This window comes from Lentzea sp. NPDC055074, assembly GCF_053608005.1.
The window spans coordinates 58,832-76,881 of the sequence record NZ_JBSGUQ010000026.1; the positions used below are offsets into that span (position 1 = coordinate 58,832).

Here is an 18,050-nt window from a genome sequence, read left to right on the forward strand (position 1 = left end):
TGGGGGGGGTGCGCCGCCCGGGGGGGGGGCGGGGGGGGGGGCGGGGGGGGGCGGGGGGGGGGGCCCCCCCCCCGGGGGGGGTGGGGGGGGGGGGGGGGGGGCCCCCCCCACCACGAGGTGCCATGCTGAGCGTGAATCACCCTGCCAAGGTTCTGAGCCACGCCACTAGCTCTATCTTGGGCTGATGCTCAGCCACGACATCCTCGGCGTCGTCGAACGACAGGTCCGCACCTGGTCGCCCGGCGACGCCGAGGTGTACGCGGCGGCGACGGGCGGCCACTCCCCCGCGTTCGCCATCCCGTTGCTGCAGCACGGCGGCCCGCAGCTCGGCCTGACCGGCGCCGACATGACCCAGGTCCTGCACGCCGAACAGTCGTTGTGGCTGCACGGCCCGCTCCCGCCGCACGGCTCGACGGTCGTCACCAAGACCGTCACCAACATCTACGACAAGGGCTCCGGCGCGCTCGTCGTCAGCACGTGGGAGTCGGAGTTCGCGACGACCCGCTCGTCCTGCTTCGTCAAGGGCGAAGGCGGCTTCGGCGGCGAACGCGGTGAGACGCGCGAGTTCACCGTCCCCGAGAGGCTGCACGAGGTCGGCTTCTTCCAGACGACGGCCGACCAGGCGTTGCGCTACCGCGAGACCGGCGACGCGAACCCGATGCACCACGATGCGGAGTTCGCCCGGCGGGCAGGCTTCACGGCGCCCATCCTGCACGGCCTGTGCACGCTCGGGATCACCGTGAGCGGCCTGGACTTCACCGAGCTGCACGCCCGCTTCACCGCTCCCGTGACGCCCGGCGACGAGCTGCGGATCGAGCGCTGGCCGACCGGCGAGTTCCGCACGTGGGCGAACGGCCGGCAGGTTCTCCTCGGATCGGTTCGGTTTTCCGAAGTGGACAGCGGCTGAAATTTCGCACGATCGTGTCATGAGTAGTGCCCTGGCAACCGTGGACTCCGGAATCGAACCGGTGCGCGTGGCGGTGGAGTCCCGCGACCTGATCAGCGCGGCCGGCGTGACCCACCTGTTGAAGAACTCACCACGCGTGCGAGTGGTCCAGGACCGCTCGGACGCGCATGTCCTGCTGGCCCTGGTGAACGAGCTGTGCGCGCAACAGGCCGCACGGCTGCGCGCCTGCGGTTCCGCCAAGATCGTGGTCATCGCCGCACGCGTGCACGACCTCACACCGTCGATCGCGGCCCAGGCGGGACTCTCGATCCCGTTGCGGCGCGCCGACGTCAACGCCGAACGCCTCATCAAGCTGCTCGTCGGCGGCCAGGCGGTGCAGGACCGCACACCGGTGCTCAACGACCGCGACCTGCAGCTGCTGAGGCTGCTGGCCGACGGCGCGACGATCGCGGAGGTCGCCGCGCGGTTGTTCTGCTCGGAGCGGACCGTGAAGTACGCGCTGCACCAGCTGCTGGAACGGTTCGGGCTGCGCAACCGGGTGCACGCGGTGGCGTGGGCGTTGCGCTCGGGCCTGCTCTGAGAACTCCTGACGAAAGACTCCAAGGAGGTGGGAACAAGCCAGGACTGATGGTCCGGATGCGGGATGGTTCAGCGGAAGCCATGGAAAGGCGATGACGAGTTGTGGGCGGTGCACGCTGCGCCGCTGCGTAAATGCGTCGACAGCGCCCTTGGCACTCGGCAAGGTGGTTGTCCGTGACGAGCAGTGAACTGTGGACCCGTGCGACCGCCGACCGCTACGACGCCGAGGAGACCGAAGCGTTCTCGGCTGCCGTCCTCGGACCGACTCTCGCCTTCCTCGCCGAGCTCGCCGGAGACGGCCGGGCGCTGGAGTTCGCCATCGGAACCGGACGAGTGGGAGTCCCGCTCCGGGAACGCGGTGTGCCGGTAGTAGGCATCGAACTGTCCGAGCACATGGCAGCGGTGCTGCGGCGCAAGATCGACGAGGACACGCTCCCGGTGGTCATCGGGGACATGGCCACCACCGTCGTTCCCGGTGAGTTCACCCTGGTCTATCTCGTCTACAACACCATCACGAACCTGCTCACCCAGGACGAGCAGGTCGAGTGCTTCCGCAACGCCGCACGACATCTGGAGCCCGGCGGCCGATTCGTCATCGAGCTGGGTGTGCCGCCGCTGAGGTTCCTGCCGCCCGGCCAGGTCGCGGTGCCGTTCGACGTCTCCGAGCAGCATCTCGGCTTCGACACCTTCGACCTGGTCGAGCAGATTCTCGTCTCGCACCACTTCAGCCGCGACGACGACGGTCGCTACCGCCGCGACAACTCCCGGCACCGGTACGCCTGGCCGGCAGAGCTCGACCTGATGGCACGGATCGCTGGGCTCGAGCTGGAACGGCGCGTCGCGGACTGGGACGAGGCTCCGTTCACCCAGAACTCCGCGAAGCACATCTCCGTGTGGCGCAAGCCAGTCTGAGGTCGGCCACCGGGCTGTCAGTGTCTGCCGTTCCTGTTGTGGAACCACTACTGGGTGTTCAGGCGTCGCCAGCAGATCGGTGCGCATCCGAGGGTGCGGTACAGGCCCAGCCCGGAGCCATGCCCCCGCCACGCCGAGCGATCACCGGTGTGATGCCTTGTCAGGGGCCAGCGTGCGGTACTTGTCGTGGTCGTAGGCGCGGTCGGCGTACAACGCGTCAGGACGGAACCGGGGCGGGCCGCGTTTGCCGCGCACCGGCGGAACCTCGTCGGACACGATCCGGGGAAGCTGCTCGCCCCTCCTCACACCGTGATCAACGCGCCGGTGATCAACCTTGTCCCAAGATCATTCTGTTGGGAGTTCTAAGCGACTCCGAAGACGGAGGAGAGCTGTACTCGCCTGCTGATGCCGACCTTGCGGTAGACACGGGTGAGGTGCAGCTCGACCGCCCGTTGCGTCACGCCGAACCGTGCCGCGATCGCGCGATTGGTCTCGCCTTCCAGCACCAGCAAGACGATTCGCGACTCGTGCGGCGTCAGCTTCTCCCACGCGGCCCCGCGCAACGGCCGGTGCTGCCGCACCAGTGCCGCCTTCGCCTGGTCCACCAGTTCGGCATCCCCGGCGCGTTCGGCGTCGGCCAGCGCACTCCGGACCGCACCGAGCGCGAGGTGCATGCGCGCACGGTGGCGCAGCAGCAGCTCGCAGGCCCACACCGGTGGCAGATTTGCGGTGTAACCGAGCCGCACCAGCGTCTCCCGCGCCTCGCCGGGCCGTCCGGTGTCCACACAGGACGCCACGTACGCCGCGGCCCCCAGCGCCGTACATCCCCGCAACGGTGACGCCGCGGCCAGCTCCCGCATCAGCCGGGCGACCTCGGCGTGGTCCCCGCCGGCCCGGTGCGCCCACATCTCCAGCGCGGTCAGCCAGTCGCGTTCCGCACCGACGAGCCGGGACCGCAGCCGGGGCGCGAGATCCAGCACCAGACGTTCGGAACCCCGTCGCAGCAGGCCGAGCCCGGCGAGAGCGAGCCGTGGACCGCTCTCGGGAAGCTCGCGCAGTACCCGTTCGGGATCTTCTGGAACGACAGGGGGAACAGCCCAGCCGAGCAGGTCCTCGTCGCACTGCCAGTCGAGCACCACCGCGTCGAACCACTCCCCCGCGGCGGTTCGCTGCCGGACCAGTTCGTCGGCCCGGGGCGCGATCCCGCACCGCAGGTGGAGCTCCGCCATCGCCACGGCCACGTGTTCCGCGATCCCACCGTCCAACGGCTCGCGCAGTGCAGCTCGCAGGCACCTCACCGCCTGCTCCGGCCGGCCCGCGGCCCGATGCACCCTCGCCGCGTCGTGCAGCACCGGCGCCACCCACGGCGCCCCGACGGGTTCCGCGCAGGCCACCACGTGCTCGGCCACGACCGCCGGCGGGTCGCAGCGCCGGTGCAGCACCCGAGCGGCCGCACGGTGCAGGACCTCCCGCGACTCCGGCGTCATCTCGTGCCGGATCGCGCACCCGAGCGCCGGCGACAGAACCCGCATCGGCTCGTTCACAGCGAGACGCGCGTCGACGAGGCGTTCGAACGCGGCCAAGGTGCGGAACGACCCCGTCCCGGCGACCTCGCACAGCACGTCCAGCGACGCGCTCCCCAGCACCGCCAGCGCACGGGCGACGGCCACCGCGTCGGCGTCCAGCGCCTCCCAGCTCCGCCGCACGGCCCGCAGCAGTCGTGGCAGCCGCAGCCCGGGCAGCAGCGCCGGCAGCGACCCCGCGTCCGTGACCACGTCCAGCACGTCGCTCAGCACGCCTGGAGCACCGCCGCTGTACTCCAGGCACAGCGCGGTCAGCTCCGGCGGGACCTCGGCGTCGAACCGCCGCCGGATCATCTCCGCGACCTCGGCAGCACCGATCGGCCGCAACGGCACCCGCACGGCGTCGACGACCCCCAGGACGTCCGGATCGCAGTCCCCGGCGAGCAGCACCGCGCCGCGGAACCGCGCCAGCCGGTCGGCCTCTTCCCCGCTGAGCCGTTCGACGTCGTCCACCACGAGCACGGTCTGACCGTCTACACCGCTGAGCGCGCGCATTCCTCGCACCGGCCGCAACCCGCTGCGCACCGCGATTGAAGACGCAACGGACAGCAATGCACTTTTACCCATACCAGTTGCACCATGCACAACGCACGAGCGAGCGCCACCGCTCAGCGCCTCCGTGAGGACGGCGATCTCCCGCTCACGGCCCACGAGCAGGCTGCCCGCCTGGCGCAGTGCGCTGCCGACGAGGCCCGGGCGAAGTGGGGCGACCATGCCGTCCAGCAAATCGCGGGCGCGCCCGCAGGACCATGCAGAAGCACCGGCAGAAGTTCCGCAGGTCTGCCCCTTCGCACAGCATCACCGGCCGAAGCACCCGTCACGAACGCGAAAACCATTCGACCAATCAATTGGTAATCAGAGGAACGCCTCGTGAACCAATTCGGCGCCCATTACGTGATTCCTTGTGTACACCTCGAACACCTCTAGGAGTTCCGATGCGGGTCGCCTCACGCACCGTCTTCGACTTCGTCCGGGCGAACGGCTCCACCGCTCCGGTCGAGACCGAGCTGCTCTACCGGTCGGAAGACCCCTTCGCGGTCACGATGAGGTTTCACGCGGGAGGCTCGGTCGCCACCTGGGTGATGGGCAGGGACCTGCTCGCCGAGGGCATGAGCATGAGAGCCGGGGACGGCGACGTCCGGTTGCGGCCGCACTCGAGCCGGGTGCTGGTGCTGGAGCTGGTCTCCGACCGGCACATGACGGTCTTCCGGGTGCCGGCGGGCACGCTGCGCAAGTTCCTCGACGCCACCGACCGGCTGGTGCCTCGCGGTTCGGAGCGGTTCGACGCCGACGCGTTCCTGAGCACCGTCCTGCGCTGAGAGGCCGAGCTCCTCGGCGAGGTCGTGCTGCAGCCTGGTCATGCCCGGCGACTCGTAGCCCTCGCTCTCAGCCAGCGCCCGCACCCGGTGCCGCACGGCGGCGTCGTGGTCGCCCACGCGGTCGCAGAGCCCGGCGATCTCGATCAGCACGGCCACCTTGACCTCCGGGTCGGACAGCGACTCCACGGCCCCGGCCAGCTGGTCCCGCGCCTCGGCGAACCGCCCGGCGGCCACCAGCGCGCGGCCGCGGGTGTGCCCGGCCATCGACAGCAGGTTCGCCGCGCCCCGCCCGAGCAGTTCCTCGGCCTCCGCCACCACCCGCAACGCCTCGTCGTGCTCGCCTGCCTCGACCAGGGCGTCGGCCAGCCGGAGCATCAGCTGCGCGGCGTTCTCCAGGGCCACACCGCTCTCGGCCCCCCGCAACGCACGCTCCTGCTCGACGCACGTCCGGTGCGTCTCGACCGCCTCGGCGAAGTGGCCCTGCTGCTGGTGCAGAGCACCCAGGTACGACAGGGTCAGCACCACGTTCATCGGCTGGCCCGCCTCGCGGAACAGGTCGGCGGCCTTCCTCGCGTGGACCACGCCCGCCGCCGGGTCACCGTCCCGCCTCTCGACGGCCGCCCGGTAGTAGTGCGCCCAGGCCGTCTCGCCGAGGGAGCCGCACTTCTTCGCGACCCGCAACGCCTCGTGGTGCCACCGCTTGGCCTGCGGGAGGTTCGTGTGCCGTGCCGCGTAGACCCAGACGACGAAGTTGAGCTGCTGGGCCTGCCGTTCCCACTCGCCGAGGTGGCCGGCCGCGGCGACGCCCGCCGTGTAGACCTCGAGCCACAGCTCGCCCGTGCCGCGGTGGTCCGAGTACCAGTGCATCGACCGCGCCAGCGCCAGGACCTTCTCGTGGGCCTCGTCGGCGACGGCCTCGCGGAACGCGCCACGCCAGTTCGCGAGCTCGTCGGACAGCCACCGGCCCGCGCTCGCGAGGTCGGCCGCGCCCTCACCGGGCAGGAACGCCGACGCGGACCGGGTCGCGGTGTCCAGCAACCAGTCACGCGTGCGCAGCCGATGGGTCTCCACATCGGGTTCGTCGCTGTGCAACCGCTCGCGCGCGTAGTCGCGGATCAGGTCGTGGAACGAGTACCGGCCGGGCGCGTCCGGACGCAGGAGGCTCGCGTCGACGAGGTCCTCCAGCACCGTCTCGGCGTCGTCGATCCCGGCGGCCACCGCGGCGAGCGCGACGGACGTGTCCGGGCCGTGGACGAGCGCGAGCCGGCGGAACAGCGTCGCGGCCTCGGGCGCGAGCAGGCGGTAGGACAGTTCGAACGCGGTGCGGACCTGGACGTCGGCGGTCGCGAGCACGCCGAGGCGCGCGCGTTCGTCGGAGAGCTGCTCGGCGAGGTGCCGCAGCGACGACGTGGTGCGGCCCGCGATGGCGAGGGCCAGCGGCACCCCGCCGCACAGCGTCGCGACCCGGTCCGCCGCCTCCAGGTCGGCCGCGATCCGCTCGGCCCCGGCGGTCGCGGCGAGCAGCGCGACGGCGCCCTCGTGCCGCAGCGGGCCGACGTCGAGCCGCCTGTGGCAGGCGAGGCCTGCCAGGACGTTGCGGCTCGTCACGACCACGAGCGAGCCGGGACTGGCCGCGAGCAGGGGCCGGATCTGGGCCTCGTTCGCGGCGTTGTCGAGCACGAGCAGCACGGTCCGTTCGCGCAGCATCGACCGGTAGAGCCGCAGGCCGTCGCCCGCGTCGGACGGCATCTTGGCGTCCGGCACGCCGAACGCCCTGAGCAGCCGGGCGATGGCGCGTTCCGGCGACAACGGCGACGGGTCCGTGCCGCGCAGGTCGAGGTGCAGGCAGCCGTCGCTGAACTGATCGGCGAACCGGTGCGCCGCGTCGACCGCGAGAGAGGTCTTCCCCACGCCCGGAGGCCCGTGCACGACAACGACATCGAGTGCGGACGACGCCGCCGCACGGCCGATGCACTCGGCTAGCTGCTGTTGTTCTGCTTCACGGCCGATGAGCGTCTCGGCGGGAGGTGGCGCACAGTCCGTGCGTTCGGGACGTGCTCTCGCGGCCTCCGACGTCCGTGCGAGCGCCACGAACTCGGCTGCTTCGGCGTCGTCCAGTTCGAGCCCGGCCACCAGCAGGTCGACGGTCTGGGCCTGCGGGGTGTGCACGCGACCGCGTTCGAGATCGCTCAGCGTGCGGACGCCGAGGCCGGTGCGCGCGGCGAGCCCCTCCTGGGTGAGAGTCGTCCGGCGGCGGTAGTACCGGAGGAACTCGCTGAAGGTCGTCGCCCGCATTCCCTCATCCCTCAGCCAAGCGCTCCCGCACCTCGGCGGCGATCTCGCGCGTCGCGTCGGTGTCCCACCGTTCGCACGCCGCGAGCGAGTCTCGCAGATGAAGCCGACACGCGCTGTGGTCACCTCGTGACTCGGCGTTGTCCGCGAGGGCCCTCAGGAGCTCGATCTCCCCGATGCCGTCGCCGATCGCGCGGAACCCGGTGAGCGCCTGGCACAGGTCCTCGTCCGACTCCCCGAGCCGTCCCGCGGCGCGGTGGGCGAGACCGCGATGCCACAACGTCGTCGCTAGCCACGACGCCATGTGCGCGCGTCGGTAGACCTGCTCCGCCTCCGTCAACGCGGCTATGGCCTCGTCTGGCCGGTCGACGTCTATCAGTGCGAGGCCAAGCCATCCGAGCGTGCGGCCCAGCGCGGAGAGTTCGTAGATGGTGTTGGCGTACGCGCGTTGTTCCTTCGCTACTTCTTCGTGGGCGGTCACGGCGGCGATCGGGCGGTCCATCAACCGCCACAGCACGCCGAGCACGGACCGTGCGTAGTGCTCGTCCATCGGCTCGTGCATCGACTCGATCGCCTGGAGGCACACGCGTTCAGCCTCGTCGAACTGGCCGAGGCCGCTGTGCGCGGCCGACGCGATCAGCCGGATCCAGCCGAGGTGCCCGGTCTCCCCCGACTCCTGCGCGATCCTCGCCGCCTCGGTCAGCACGTCCAGCGCTGGGCCGGGCCGGTGCGCAACGTCGAACAACGCCCAGCCGAGCTGGCCGCGCACCGCGATCTCCTGCCACGGCTCACGAGCCGAGGCGAGGGCGAGGCGGTAGACGCGTTCCCACACCAGGCCCGGTTCGATGGCCGCGTAGTGCGAAAGGGCGATCACCGCGCGGGTCACGTCCTCGTGCAGGCCCCTCGCCTGGGCCCGTTCGACGATCTCGGGCAGCAGGTCGCGGTGCTCACCCAGCCAGCGCCGTCCCGCCGCCACGCCGGGGAAAGCCTGCCGGCGCGCCTGGACGCGCCGCGCGTCGCCCGTCTGCCCGAAGAGCACGCCCGCCGCGACGGTGGTCTCCAGGAGCCAGGCGAGCATCCTGCGGTCCGCGTCGTCGTCGGTGGCGTCGATCAAGCCAGTGGCGAACGTCCGCACGAGGCCGTGGATCGCGTAGCCGCGGTCGTCGGGGTCGAGCAGGCTGACGTCGGCGAGCTCGTCCAGCGCCTGCTCGGCGTCGGCGACGCCGATGCCCGCCAGTTCGGCGGCGAGCGCCGGGGTCACGTGCGTGCCGATGAGCAGGCCGAGGCGCCGGAACACCAGCTGTGCCGTCTCGGGCAGGTGCGCCAGCGAGACCTCGAACGCGCCGCGCACGTCCAGGTCTCCCGCCGTCAGCGCGGCGAGACGGCGTTCCTCGATCTGCTCGACGAGGTGACCTAGAGGCCAGCGCGGCCTGCTGGCGAGGCGGTTGCCGGCGATGCGGAGCGCGAGAGGCGACATCCCGCACAACCGGATGAGCGCCCGCGCGGTCTCCGGGTCGGCCTCCACGCGGTGGGTCCCGATGATCGACGCGAGCAGCTCGACCGCGCACGGTTCGGTGAGCCCGCCGAGCCGGATCCACGTCGCGCCCTCCAGCCCCGCGAGCCTGCGCCGGGAGGTGACGATCGTGAGGCAGCCCGGATCCGCGCGGAGTATGCGGATCTCCTCCTCCGTGCTCGCGCCGTCGAGCACGAGCAGCAGGCGTTTGCCCGCGAGCAACGAGCGGTAGAGCCGCGTCTGCCCATGCACGTCCTCAGGCACGTGTTCAGCCGGAACGCCGAGGTCCTTGAGCAACCGTTGAAGGGGCTGTGCGGAGGCTTCCAGGTCGACGAACACCTGTCCGTCCGGAAAGCGGCCCTCCAGCAGATGGGCGGCCCTCACGGCGAGGCTCGTCTTGCCGGTGCCCGCGGCGCCGTGGACGACGACCAGTCCGTTAGAGGTTCTAGCGATCGCGTCGAGCTCTTCGTCCCGGCCGACGAGGTCCGCCACGTACATCGGCAGCGACCACACCGGGCCGGCCGGGGCGACGCGGCCGGCCCTCGCGAGCAGGCGCAGTGCGGCGCGGTCGTGGTCGTCGAGGCCGAGGGCGTCGAGCAGGGCCTCGGTCGTGCGGCGCTGCGGGGAACGGGCGCGGCCGCGTTCCATGTCGCTGATCGCGCGGACGCTGACGCCGGACCGTTCGCTGAGCTCCTCCTGGCTGAGCCCGGCGTTCTTGCGGTGGTGCAGGAGCCGGGCGCCGAACGTCATGTCACCGAAGTTAGTGGGTCAAACTCGTGAGCATCTGAGCGCACACCCGAGAGAGGTGCCTGCGCATCACCGTCGACGCCTTCGCCGCGTCACCGTCGGCGATCACGCGGACGAGTTCGTCGTGGTCGTCCAGCGACGCGTGCTGGTGCGGCGGGTCGTCGTCCAGCGCGCTGCGGAGGAGCACCACGCGCTGTTGCACGAGCCGCACCTGCTCGGAGATGTACGGGCTGCGGGCCGCGTCGAGCAACGTCTGGTGGAACGCGAGGTCCAGCCGGTACGGGAACGGCTGTCCGGTGCGGTAGTTGCGGCGGCTCTCCGCGCACACGTCCTGCAGCCGCACGAGGTCGACGTCGGTGCGGCGCGACGCCGCCAGTTCCGCCGCCGCGCACTCCAGCGCGGTGCGCAGCTCGAACAACGCCTTGACGTCCTCGGGGCTGGCGTCGGGCACGAACGCGCCGCGGTGCGGGACGAGGGTCAGCAGGCCCTCGGAGGCGAGGTGCCGGATCGCCTCGCGCAACGGCCCGCGGCTGATGCCGAGCTTCTGCGCGACCTCGACCTCGTTGACCCGCGAGCCCGGGGTGATCTCCCCCGTGAGCACCTGCTCGCGCAGCACGTCCACGGCCTGCCCGGCCAGGCTGAGGTGCAGAGGGGGTGTCACCTTCGTCTCCTGATCTGGACGGCACCGGCCGTCCTCCCGCTAAACTAGCGAACGTGTCAACTGTCGACAGTTGGCAGTTTCACTCACGGGCTGGAGGGGCGACATGGCACACGAAGTGGTGGCTGAGGTCTGGCGGGGCGACTTCCTCGAGTCGGTGCACCACGGCACCGTCGTCGCCACCGACCCGTCCGGCACCCCCGTCCTGTCCGTCGGCCGTCCCGGCGACGTCGCGTTCCCGCGCTCGTCGAACAAGCCCTTGCAGGCACTCGCGATGCTGCGCGCCGGCCTCGACCTCAACGGCGAGCTGCTCGCCCTCGCCTGCGCCTCCCACTCGGGTGAGGACTTCCACGTCGCCGGCGCCCTGCGGATCCTCGCCTCGGCCGGTCTCGGCGAGGACGCCCTGCGGTGCACCCCGGACCTGCCGCTCGGCGAGCAGGCCCGCGCCCAGCACCTCGCCCAGGGTCTCGCCGCCGCGCCGAAGTACATGAACTGCTCCGGCAAGCACGCCGCGATGCTCGCCACCTGCGTCGTCAACGGCTGGTCGACGGACGACTACCTGGACCCGACGCACCCGTTGCAGGTCGCGACCCGCGAGACCATCGAGGACCTGGCCGGCGAGCCCGTCGCCCAGGTCGGCGTGGACGGCTGCGGCGCCCCGATCTTCGCCATCAGCCTCACCGGCCTCGCCCTCGCGTTCGGCCGCCTCGCGAGCGCTCCCGCGGGCACCCTCGAACACCGCGTCGCCACCGCCATGAACACCTACCCGCAGTGGGTGGGCGGCACCGGCCGCGACGTCACCGCGCTCATGGCCGCCCTGCCCGGCGTCATCGCGAAGGACGGCGCGGAGGGCGTCTACGCGGTCGGCCTGCCGACCGGCGAGGGCGTGGCGCTGAAGATCGCGGACGGCTCGTCGCGCGCCCGCGCGGTCGTCGTCGTCGCGGTGCTCAAGCGGCTCGGCGTGGACGTCAGCAGGCTCGAGGACCTGGCCACCGTGCCGGTGCTCGGGCACGGTCGCGCGGTCGGCGCCGTCAAGCCGTCGCTCGCGCTCGCGAGTTGACCGTCACGCCGGCGGTGAACACGCGGCACACCGGAATCGCGCTCCCCAGCCACTAAGCTGGGGAGTTATGGGCGATTCGAAGGACGAGAACGAGAAGTTCCAGGAGGAGCTGATCGGCCTCGACCCCCACGACCCCGAGACGCAGGCGTTCGCCGACCATCTCGACAAGATGCAGCGGCAACGCCCCGGCTACACCGTCGAGGGCTATCTGGAGGGCGTGGGTGACTTCGCCGACTCCGCGAACCGGACGACGGGCCACCAGCGGCTCGTCGCCGTCATCGTCGTGGGGCTCATCCTGCTGGGCGTGCTCCTCACGATCTGGTTCGCGCTGGGCGACATCATCGCCATCATCTTCTGACCCGAACTCTTCCGGTCACAAACGAGAACGAGTCCTTAACGGGGTCTTACGGCGCCGCAGCGCACACCTCCCGCCGGGAAGCCCCGAGGGCACAGCGGAGTTATAAAGAGTCATGGAACCTGTTGTCGGCGCCACCCCCAAAGTCGTGCGTTCCGAAGAGGAATGGCGCGCCCTGCTCGACCCCGCCGAGTTCGCGGTGCTGCGGCAGGCAGGCACCGAGCGTCCCTACACCGGCGAGTACACCGATACCAAGACCGAGGGGCTCTACGAGTGCCGTGCCTGCGGAGCCGAACTCTTCCGCAGCGACACCAAGTTCGACTCGCACTGCGGCTGGCCGTCGTTCTTCTCGCCGCTGGCCGGGGACTCGGTCATCCTGCGCGAGGACCGGGCTCTCGGCATGAAGCGCGTGGAGGTGCTCTGCGCCGCGTGCCACAGCCACCTCGGGCATGTTTTCGAGGGCGAGGGGTACCCCACCCCGACGGACCAGCGGTACTGCATCAACTCCGTCTCCTTGAAACTCGTTCCGTCCGAATAGGAGACTGAGCCCCGGTCCGGTCACCAAGGCCGGACAGACCTGGGAGGCGCAATGATCTTCTCGACCGCCCTGCAGGGCACCGACGGCGAAGGCTCCGGCGGAGTCGACGGCGGCTCGTCCAGCTAGCGGGCCGGCTCGGAGCGCCGGCCGGGTGCGAACCCGGCCGCGTTCTGAGCCCCTGAGCACCAGCCATAGCCACGAAAACGTGGCAGAGGTGCGGCAACCCTAAGGCTTCGTCAACAAGCCTTGTGAGGCTGTGGCGCGGACCACACCATTGACTCACCGAAGCATTTCGGGGCAGTCAGGGGGTGGGTCGCATGAAGCCTTGGGGGTTGTCCGGACCGGAGTTCCTTCAGCTGTACTGGATCGGGCTGGCACTGGCGGTGCTGGTCGCGATCGTCGTCCGGGTGCGCGTGAGGGCGGGTCACGGCACGCAGCCGGTGCGTTCCCTGGACATGGACGAGCTCGCGTATCTCGCGGGCGGTCCGAGGCGTGTGGTCGAGACGTCCATCGCGCGTCTGCTCACCGCGGGTGAGCTCAGGACCTCACGGCGTGGCACCGTTCAGGCCACGTCCACCACGCAGTCGCTCAACCAGGTGGACCGCGCGGTCATCACGGACTGCCAGCGCTACACCAACCGCACGGTCAACCTGATGATCCCCGCCGTCGCCGAGGACGGCGTGGTCACGGCCATCGGCCGGCGCCTCGAGGACATGGGGCTGATCGTCAACCCGGCCGTCGCCAAAAGCGCGCTGCGCAAGGGATCCCTCGCGTTGTGGGTGTTGCTCGCGATCGGGGTCGTGCGCTGGGTCAACGGCATCGCGCTCGGCGCGTCCGTCGGCTGGCTCACGCTGCAGCTCGTCGTCACGGGCCTGCTGATCCTGCTCCTCACGCGGCGCGGCAAGCACATCCGCACCGGCAAGGGGAACAGCGTCCTCAGCTCCGCCCGCACCACGAGCACCAGGACGTCGGGCAGCGTGGACGAGGTCGTGTACGCGGGAGCGGCCGGCGCGGTCCTCTTCGGCGGGCTGCTCGTCTACCCGGACCTGGCGGTGCGCAGCTCGTTGCTCGCGTCGTCCGGTTCCGGCAGCGGTAGCTACAGCACGTGTTCGACCAGTTCTTCTTCGTGTTCAGGCGGAAGCAGCAGCTGCGGCGGCGGGGGCGGTGGCGGCGGCTGCGGTGGTGGCTGTGGCGGAGGCAGCTGATCCGTTCGTTCGGTACTGATCAGGTAACACGAGGAACCCAGGGGTAGATCTCACGTCGAAGATGCACTGACACCAGTGAGGGGAGTGCTGATGTCCCACTCTTCGACACCGCACCAGACCACGTGGTCCGCGGAGGAGATCGGGTTTCTCTCGGGGGGACCGGGCAGGGCGGCCGAGGCCGTCCTCGCCCGGCTGATGGACGGCGGTCTCGTGCGCGTCTCCCGTCAGGGACTCGTGACCGCCGTCCACCAGACCACCCACGGCGCCAGGACGCCGCTGGAGGCGTACGTCCTCGCTGGACTGCGGGGCGCCGGCCGCCCGATCCAGCAGGTGGTGCAGGTCACCAGGGCGAGCCACGAGATGGGCGCGCTGCACCAGAGCCTCGTCGAGAGAGGGCTGGTGCATCGTCAGTTCGGCAAGCCCCGCGGTGGCAAGATCGCGCTGCGGATCGTGCTGTTCGTGCTGGCGTTCGTCTCGGTGTTCTTCGCCTTCGCGCTCGACGCCCGAGTGTTCGTGGTGACGGGAATGCTGCTGGTCCTCGCAATCCTGTTGCGCAAGCCGGGCAGGCTCACGGCGAACGGGAAGTCCGTGTGGATGTACGCGCTGAGGAACCCGCGCGCCAGTGCGGACTCCGTGGCGTTGTTCGGACTGCGCCGGGGAAAGCAGCGTTCGAAGTCGTCCACTCCGTACATCGCCGCCACCAGTTGCGGCTCCAGTTCCTACGACTGGGACAACCACAGCTGCGGCGGGTCGTCGAGTTGTTCGAGCAGCAGCTGCAACAGTTCGAGCAGCTGCAGCAGTTCCAGCAGCAGCTGCTCCAGCAGCAGTTCGAGCTGCAGCAGCAGTAGCAGCTGCAGCAGCTCCAGCAGTTAGAGGGGGAAGCCGATGACAACACCGGCAGCGGCGCAGGGGACGTGGCTGTCCTCGGAGGAGGCCGGCTACCTGACGGCCGGTCCCGAGCGGGCCGCGGAGACAGTGCTGGCCCGGCTCGTCGACACCGGCTTCGTGCGGGTGTCGCGCGCCGGCTTGGTCTCGGCCGTGCACCAGGACGGCCGCGGCGCCACGACGTCGATCGAGGAGCGGATGCTGCGGCACACGCGCACCGCCGTCCCGTTCGACTCGATCGTGCAGTCGACCGCGAGCAGCACCGAGATGGCGCAGCTGTACCGGCAGCTGCTCAGCCGCGGGCTCATGCAGGTGCCCCGCCGTCGCAACGAGGGCTGGTGGTTCTCGCTCGCCGTCGCGGGCGTGGCGATCGTGCTCGGCTTCATCGCTCCCGTGTTCTTCCTCGGCGCGCTGATCGGTTTGGGCCTCTTCGTCTGGCAGTACGGCCGAGGCCCGGTGACCCGGGCCGGCCGGGAGGCGCTGCGGCACGTGACGGCGAGCGACCGGGTGCACGCGGTGGCGCTGCGCGGGTTCTCCGGCAGGATCCAGGGCCAGAACGTCAGCGAGCTCTTCGACCTCCCGCCGAACGTCGTGCGGATGGTCCCGCCCCAGGCGCGGAGGCGATCCACTTCGGACCGTCGTGGCCGCGGTGGCGCGTCGGGCTGCGGCAGCGGATGTGGCGGCGGGTACAACAGCTGTTCGAGCAGCAGCTCCAGCGGTTCCAGTTGCGGCGGCGGGGGCGGCTGTGGCGGGGGCGGAGGGGGCGACTGATGGCGACCGGCCACTCGCCCGAGGAGATCGGGTACCTGGCGGGAGGGCCGGGCAGGACGGCCGAGACCGCGCTGGCGAGGTTGATCGACGCCGGCCTGGTCCGGGTGTCGCGTCTCGGCGACGTGTCCGCGGTGCACCACCAGCACGGCGCCCTCACCCCCGTCGAGGCGCACATCCTCGCGCACCTGCGCACTCCCGTGCGGTTCGACCTGGTCCTGAGGGCAGCCGCGGACAGCCCTGAGGTTCAGGCGGTCCACGACCGCCTGTCGCGGCAAGGACTGGCGAGGACTCCCCGCGGCTGGCTCCGGACGAGCCCGGTCACCAGGACCGGCAAGGCGGCGGTGAGGCGCACGACCGCGAACGGCAGCGTCCTCGCGGTGGCGTTGCACGGGTTCCGCGGCACGGTCGGGGGTCTGCCGGTGGGCGACCTCCTGAAGCTGCCCGGGATCGTGACCGCGGCGCTCCCCCGCACCGGCGGGAAGGTGGCCGCGTCCCACGGCGGCACGGGATGCGGAAGCGGCCAGGTCGCCAGTGCGTGTGGTAGCAGTGGGTGCTCCTCGGCCGGCAGCGGTTGTGGTGGTGGCGGAGGCTGTGGCGGAGGAGGAGGAAGCTGATGGTGGCATCGACGGACGCACGGGGCACGCGGGTGCCGCCGGAGCAGATCGGCTATCTGGTGGCCGGACCGCAGCGGGCCGCCGAGACCGCGCTGGCCAGGCTGCTCGACGCGGGCCTCGTGCGGGTGTCCCGCGAGGGAGTGGTCTCCGCGGTGCACGAGACCGACCTGGGTGTCACGACCGCGGTGGAGACGAGCATCCTCGTCAACCTGCGCAAGCCGGTCCGGTTCGAGCCGGTCGTGCGCAAGGCCGCGGGCGGCGCGGAGATGCGGGCGTTGCACCAGCGGCTGCGCGCCGAGAGGTTGATGCGCACCCCTCGTCCGAAGCTCGGCGCGTGGTGGGTCTTCCTGGTGATCGGGGTCGTCCTGGCCCTGGCCGCGTTCCTCGAGCCGTGGACGCTCTTCGGAGCGGCCGGCTTCCTGGGGTTCGCGTACTGGTCGTACGGCGCGAAACCCCTCACCAGGGCGGGGAAAGCGGCACTGGCGGGCCTGAGCACGGACGACAGGGTGCTCGCGGTGGCGCTGGAAGGCTTCCGCGGCAGGATCGGCGACCGGGCCGTCGGTGATCTCTTCGGACTGCCGCAGAGCGTGGTCAAGACGTTGCCGCGCAAGAGGAAGCCGAGGCGGCGCAAGGGTCGTGGCTCGGCGGCCTCCGCCGGTGCTGGCTGCGGTGCCGCCGGCGGATGCGGCAGCAGCAGTTGTGGTAGCAGTAGTTGTTCTTCGAGCGGCAGCAGCTGTGGTGGCGGCAGCAGCTGCGGTGGTGGCGGAGGAGGAGGCGACTGATGGCGGGCATCAAGGACCTGGGCGTCGGCATCGGCTGGCGCTCGGAGATCGACCTGACGGTGGAACGGCTGCCCGGCGTGGACTTCGTCGAGGTCGTCGCCGAGAACCTCCACATCGGACACCTGCCGGAGTCGGTGACGCTGCTGCTCGACCGCGGCGTGCCGGTGCTCCCCCACGCCGTGTCGCTGTCGCTGGGCGGCGCGGACCCGGTCGACCTGCACCGGGTCGAGCACCTGGGCGCGGTCGCCGAGGCGGTCGGCGCGCCGATGGTGAGCGACCACGTGTGCTTCGTCCGCGCGGGCGGACTCGACTCGGGCCACCTGATGCCGGTGCCGCGCACGAAGGACGCGCTCGACGTGCTGGTCGCGAACGTCACGCTGGCCCAGCGGAACCTGCCCGTGCCACTCGCGCTGGAGAACGTCGCCGCGCTGCTGGAGTGGCCGGACGGCGAGCTGTCCGAGGGCCAGTTCCTCGCCGAGCTCGTCGAGCGCACGGACTGCTGGCTGCTCGTCGACGTCGCGAACCTCTACGCGAACGCCCGCAACATCGGCACGGACCCGGAGCGGTTCCTCGACGAGATCCCGCTGGAGCGCCTCGCCTACGTCCACGTGGCCGGCGGTGAGCAGCACGGCGACATCTACCACGACACGCACGCGCACGCGGTGCTGCCGGAGGTCCTGGAGGTGCTGGACGAGCTGTGCTCACGCGTCGCACCGCCCGGAGTTCTGCTGGAACGGGACGACAACTACCCGTCCGACACCGAAATCGCGTCCGAACTGGCCGCGATCCGCGCAGTCGTGGACAAGCACCGCGGAACCAAATCGTGAACGAGAACGAACTTTTGGCCGCACGCGAAAGGCTTGCCGCCAAGCAGGCCGAGCTGCTAAATGCATTGCTCTCGAACGGCCCGGTTCCGCCGGGATTCGGCGAACAACGCCTGGCCGTCGAACGGCGTGCCCTGTTGTCGAAACGGCGCGGAATCGTGCGCATGCTGGGCCCCGCCGTCGCCGACGAGCTCGGCGACCGGTTCCGGCCGCTCTTCGACGCGTACGCCGTCGAACACCCACGTCGATCGGGCTCCCGCGCGCGCGAGGATGCCGCATCGTTCGCTCAGTGGTGCCGCGATTCGGGCGAACTGTCAGCGAAACGCAAGGCGCGCTGGAAGTTCTGGCAGTCGAACTGACGGGCGAACGGAAAGGGGGCCAGAATCCCCCGTTCGGCCCTGTGTTATCTAGTCGTGACATCGATACGTTCGAAGGGTCGGGGGACCTTTTTCGCATTGCCTTCGCTTTGTCGCGGAAGGCCTTCCGGCCTGCGCGAACCACAGCGC

18 protein-coding genes and 1 pseudogene are annotated in these 18,050 nt (G+C 70.9%); 14 read left to right on the forward strand and 5 right to left on the reverse strand.

All coding sequences use genetic code 11. The annotated features are described in order from the left end of the window. Nucleotides 1-184 precede the first annotated feature (184 nt). The 3 genes from ACWF7A_RS39515 (at nucleotide 185) to ACWF7A_RS39525 (ending at nucleotide 2,398) form a co-directional block, all read left to right on the forward strand. Nucleotides 185-907 carry a MaoC/PaaZ C-terminal domain-containing protein gene (locus ACWF7A_RS39515; protein WP_452255624.1) on the forward strand — a complete coding sequence of 241 codons (723 nt, stop codon included), beginning with the start codon at nucleotides 185-187 and terminating at the stop codon, nucleotides 905-907. 19 nt (nucleotides 908-926) lie between these two features. Beyond that, on the forward strand, nucleotides 927-1,487 hold the full coding sequence (locus tag ACWF7A_RS39520) for a LuxR C-terminal-related transcriptional regulator (RefSeq protein WP_452255625.1): 561 nt from the start codon (nucleotides 927-929) through the stop codon (nucleotides 1,485-1,487). 173 nt (nucleotides 1,488-1,660) lie between these two features. Continuing rightward, entirely contained in the window at nucleotides 1,661-2,398 is a 738-nt protein-coding gene (locus ACWF7A_RS39525; RefSeq protein ID WP_452255626.1) for a class I SAM-dependent DNA methyltransferase, read from the forward strand. A 141-nt stretch (nucleotides 2,399-2,539) separates the two neighbouring features. Here the strand turns inward: ACWF7A_RS39525 and ACWF7A_RS39530 are convergent, their stop codons facing one another. Both ACWF7A_RS39530 and ACWF7A_RS39535 read right to left on the reverse strand, forming a co-directional pair. Beyond that, a complete protein-coding gene (locus ACWF7A_RS39530; protein WP_452255627.1) occupies nucleotides 2,540-2,674 on the reverse strand; it encodes a hypothetical protein in 135 nt (44 codons plus the stop codon). A gap of 86 nt (nucleotides 2,675-2,760) precedes the next feature. Then, nucleotides 2,761-4,476, reverse strand: coding sequence for a helix-turn-helix transcriptional regulator (locus ACWF7A_RS39535; protein ID WP_452255628.1), 1,716 nt, complete (start codon nucleotides 4,474-4,476; stop codon nucleotides 2,761-2,763). Nucleotides 4,477-5,024: 548 nt separating this feature from the next. Here ACWF7A_RS39535 and ACWF7A_RS39540 point away from each other — a divergent pair. Then, nucleotides 5,025-5,300: an SsgA family sporulation/cell division regulator gene (locus ACWF7A_RS39540; RefSeq protein ID WP_452255682.1), complete on the forward strand. Its 276-nt coding sequence runs from the start codon at nucleotides 5,025-5,027 to the stop codon at nucleotides 5,298-5,300. A 1,371-nt stretch (nucleotides 5,301-6,671) separates the two neighbouring features. Here the strand turns inward: ACWF7A_RS39540 and ACWF7A_RS39545 are convergent. The 3 genes and pseudogenes from ACWF7A_RS39545 to ACWF7A_RS39555 form a co-directional block, all read right to left on the reverse strand. Then, a pseudogene (locus ACWF7A_RS39545) lies at nucleotides 6,672-7,595 on the reverse strand (helix-turn-helix domain-containing protein); the annotation flags it as partial. Nucleotides 7,596-7,599: 4 nt separating this feature from the next. Beyond that, the gene (locus tag ACWF7A_RS39550) at nucleotides 7,600-9,855 is read right to left on the reverse strand and encodes a helix-turn-helix domain-containing protein (RefSeq protein ID WP_452255629.1); all 2,256 of its coding nucleotides are present in this window, start codon (nucleotides 9,853-9,855) and stop codon (nucleotides 7,600-7,602) included. Nucleotides 9,856-9,865: 10 nt separating this feature from the next. Then, a complete protein-coding gene (locus ACWF7A_RS39555) occupies nucleotides 9,866-10,513 on the reverse strand; it encodes a GntR family transcriptional regulator (protein WP_452255630.1) in 648 nt (215 codons plus the stop codon). 103 nt (nucleotides 10,514-10,616) lie between these two features. Here ACWF7A_RS39555 and ACWF7A_RS39560 point away from each other — a divergent pair, with 103 nt between their 5' ends. The 10 genes from ACWF7A_RS39560 to ACWF7A_RS39605 all read left to right on the forward strand — a co-directional run bounded on the left by ACWF7A_RS39560 (nucleotide 10,617) and on the right by ACWF7A_RS39605 (nucleotide 17,903). Beyond that, the gene (locus tag ACWF7A_RS39560) at nucleotides 10,617-11,570 is read left to right on the forward strand and encodes an asparaginase (RefSeq protein ID WP_452255631.1); all 954 of its coding nucleotides are present in this window, start codon (nucleotides 10,617-10,619) and stop codon (nucleotides 11,568-11,570) included. A gap of 67 nt (nucleotides 11,571-11,637) precedes the next feature. Next, a complete protein-coding gene (locus tag ACWF7A_RS39565) occupies nucleotides 11,638-11,928 on the forward strand; it encodes a hypothetical protein (protein WP_452255632.1) in 291 nt (96 codons plus the stop codon). A gap of 112 nt (nucleotides 11,929-12,040) precedes the next feature. Continuing rightward, nucleotides 12,041-12,463 carry a peptide-methionine (R)-S-oxide reductase MsrB gene (gene msrB / locus ACWF7A_RS39570; RefSeq protein ID WP_189160426.1) on the forward strand — a complete coding sequence of 141 codons (423 nt, stop codon included), beginning with the start codon at nucleotides 12,041-12,043 and terminating at the stop codon, nucleotides 12,461-12,463. 317 nt (nucleotides 12,464-12,780) lie between these two features. Next, nucleotides 12,781-13,668 (forward strand): TIGR04222 domain-containing membrane protein, encoded by an 888-nt coding sequence (locus ACWF7A_RS39575; RefSeq protein ID WP_452255633.1) that lies wholly within the window; start codon nucleotides 12,781-12,783, stop codon nucleotides 13,666-13,668. 90 nt (nucleotides 13,669-13,758) lie between these two features. Next, nucleotides 13,759-14,541 (forward strand): TIGR04222 domain-containing membrane protein, encoded by a 783-nt coding sequence (locus ACWF7A_RS39580; protein WP_452255634.1) that lies wholly within the window; start codon nucleotides 13,759-13,761, stop codon nucleotides 14,539-14,541. A gap of 12 nt (nucleotides 14,542-14,553) precedes the next feature. After that, on the forward strand, nucleotides 14,554-15,324 hold the full coding sequence (locus ACWF7A_RS39585) for a TIGR04222 domain-containing membrane protein (RefSeq protein WP_452255635.1): 771 nt from the start codon (nucleotides 14,554-14,556) through the stop codon (nucleotides 15,322-15,324). Next, entirely contained in the window at nucleotides 15,324-15,938 is a 615-nt protein-coding gene (locus ACWF7A_RS39590; protein WP_452255636.1) for a TIGR04222 domain-containing membrane protein, read from the forward strand. The genes ACWF7A_RS39585 and ACWF7A_RS39590 overlap by 1 nt, the downstream gene beginning before the upstream one ends. Then, nucleotides 15,938-16,720: a TIGR04222 domain-containing membrane protein gene (locus ACWF7A_RS39595; RefSeq protein WP_452255637.1), complete on the forward strand. Its 783-nt coding sequence runs from the start codon at nucleotides 15,938-15,940 to the stop codon at nucleotides 16,718-16,720. Before ACWF7A_RS39590 ends, ACWF7A_RS39595 begins: the two co-directional genes overlap by 1 nt. Then, nucleotides 16,720-17,547 carry a DUF692 domain-containing protein gene (locus ACWF7A_RS39600; protein WP_452255638.1) on the forward strand — a complete coding sequence of 276 codons (828 nt, stop codon included), beginning with the start codon at nucleotides 16,720-16,722 and terminating at the stop codon, nucleotides 17,545-17,547. The genes ACWF7A_RS39595 and ACWF7A_RS39600 overlap by 1 nt, the downstream gene beginning before the upstream one ends. Then, nucleotides 17,544-17,903, forward strand: coding sequence for a hypothetical protein (locus ACWF7A_RS39605; RefSeq protein ID WP_452255639.1), 360 nt, complete (start codon nucleotides 17,544-17,546; stop codon nucleotides 17,901-17,903). The genes ACWF7A_RS39600 and ACWF7A_RS39605 overlap by 4 nt, the downstream gene beginning before the upstream one ends. The last annotated feature ends 147 nt before the right edge of the window (nucleotides 17,904-18,050 follow it).

Bases quoted from the DNA above. Each gene is read 5' to 3' on its own strand.
- ACWF7A_RS39585 (WP_452255635.1), top strand. From the start codon at position 14,554: ATGACAACACCGGCAGCGGCGCAGGGGACGTGGCTGTCCTCGGAGGAG.
- ACWF7A_RS39575 (WP_452255633.1), top strand. From the start codon at position 12,781: ATGAAGCCTTGGGGGTTGTCCGGACCGGAGTTCCTTCAGCTGTACTGG.
- msrB (WP_189160426.1), top strand. From the start codon at position 12,041: ATGGAACCTGTTGTCGGCGCCACCCCCAAAGTCGTGCGTTCCGAAGAG.
- ACWF7A_RS39550 (WP_452255629.1), bottom strand. From the start codon at position 9,855: ATGACGTTCGGCGCCCGGCTCCTGCACCACCGCAAGAACGCCGGGCTC.
- ACWF7A_RS39560 (WP_452255631.1), top strand. From the start codon at position 10,617: ATGGCACACGAAGTGGTGGCTGAGGTCTGGCGGGGCGACTTCCTCGAG.
- ACWF7A_RS39590 (WP_452255636.1), top strand. From the start codon at position 15,324: ATGGCGACCGGCCACTCGCCCGAGGAGATCGGGTACCTGGCGGGAGGG.
- ACWF7A_RS39540 (WP_452255682.1), top strand. From the start codon at position 5,025: ATGAGGTTTCACGCGGGAGGCTCGGTCGCCACCTGGGTGATGGGCAGG.
- ACWF7A_RS39565 (WP_452255632.1), top strand. From the start codon at position 11,638: ATGGGCGATTCGAAGGACGAGAACGAGAAGTTCCAGGAGGAGCTGATC.
- ACWF7A_RS39600 (WP_452255638.1), top strand. From the start codon at position 16,720: ATGGCGGGCATCAAGGACCTGGGCGTCGGCATCGGCTGGCGCTCGGAG.
- ACWF7A_RS39595 (WP_452255637.1), top strand. From the start codon at position 15,938: ATGGTGGCATCGACGGACGCACGGGGCACGCGGGTGCCGCCGGAGCAG.
- ACWF7A_RS39520 (WP_452255625.1), top strand. From the start codon at position 927: ATGAGTAGTGCCCTGGCAACCGTGGACTCCGGAATCGAACCGGTGCGC.
- ACWF7A_RS39515 (WP_452255624.1), top strand. From the start codon at position 185: ATGCTCAGCCACGACATCCTCGGCGTCGTCGAACGACAGGTCCGCACC.
- ACWF7A_RS39535 (WP_452255628.1), bottom strand. From the start codon at position 4,476: ATGCGCGCGCTCAGCGGTGTAGACGGTCAGACCGTGCTCGTGGTGGAC.
- ACWF7A_RS39580 (WP_452255634.1), top strand. From the start codon at position 13,759: ATGTCCCACTCTTCGACACCGCACCAGACCACGTGGTCCGCGGAGGAG.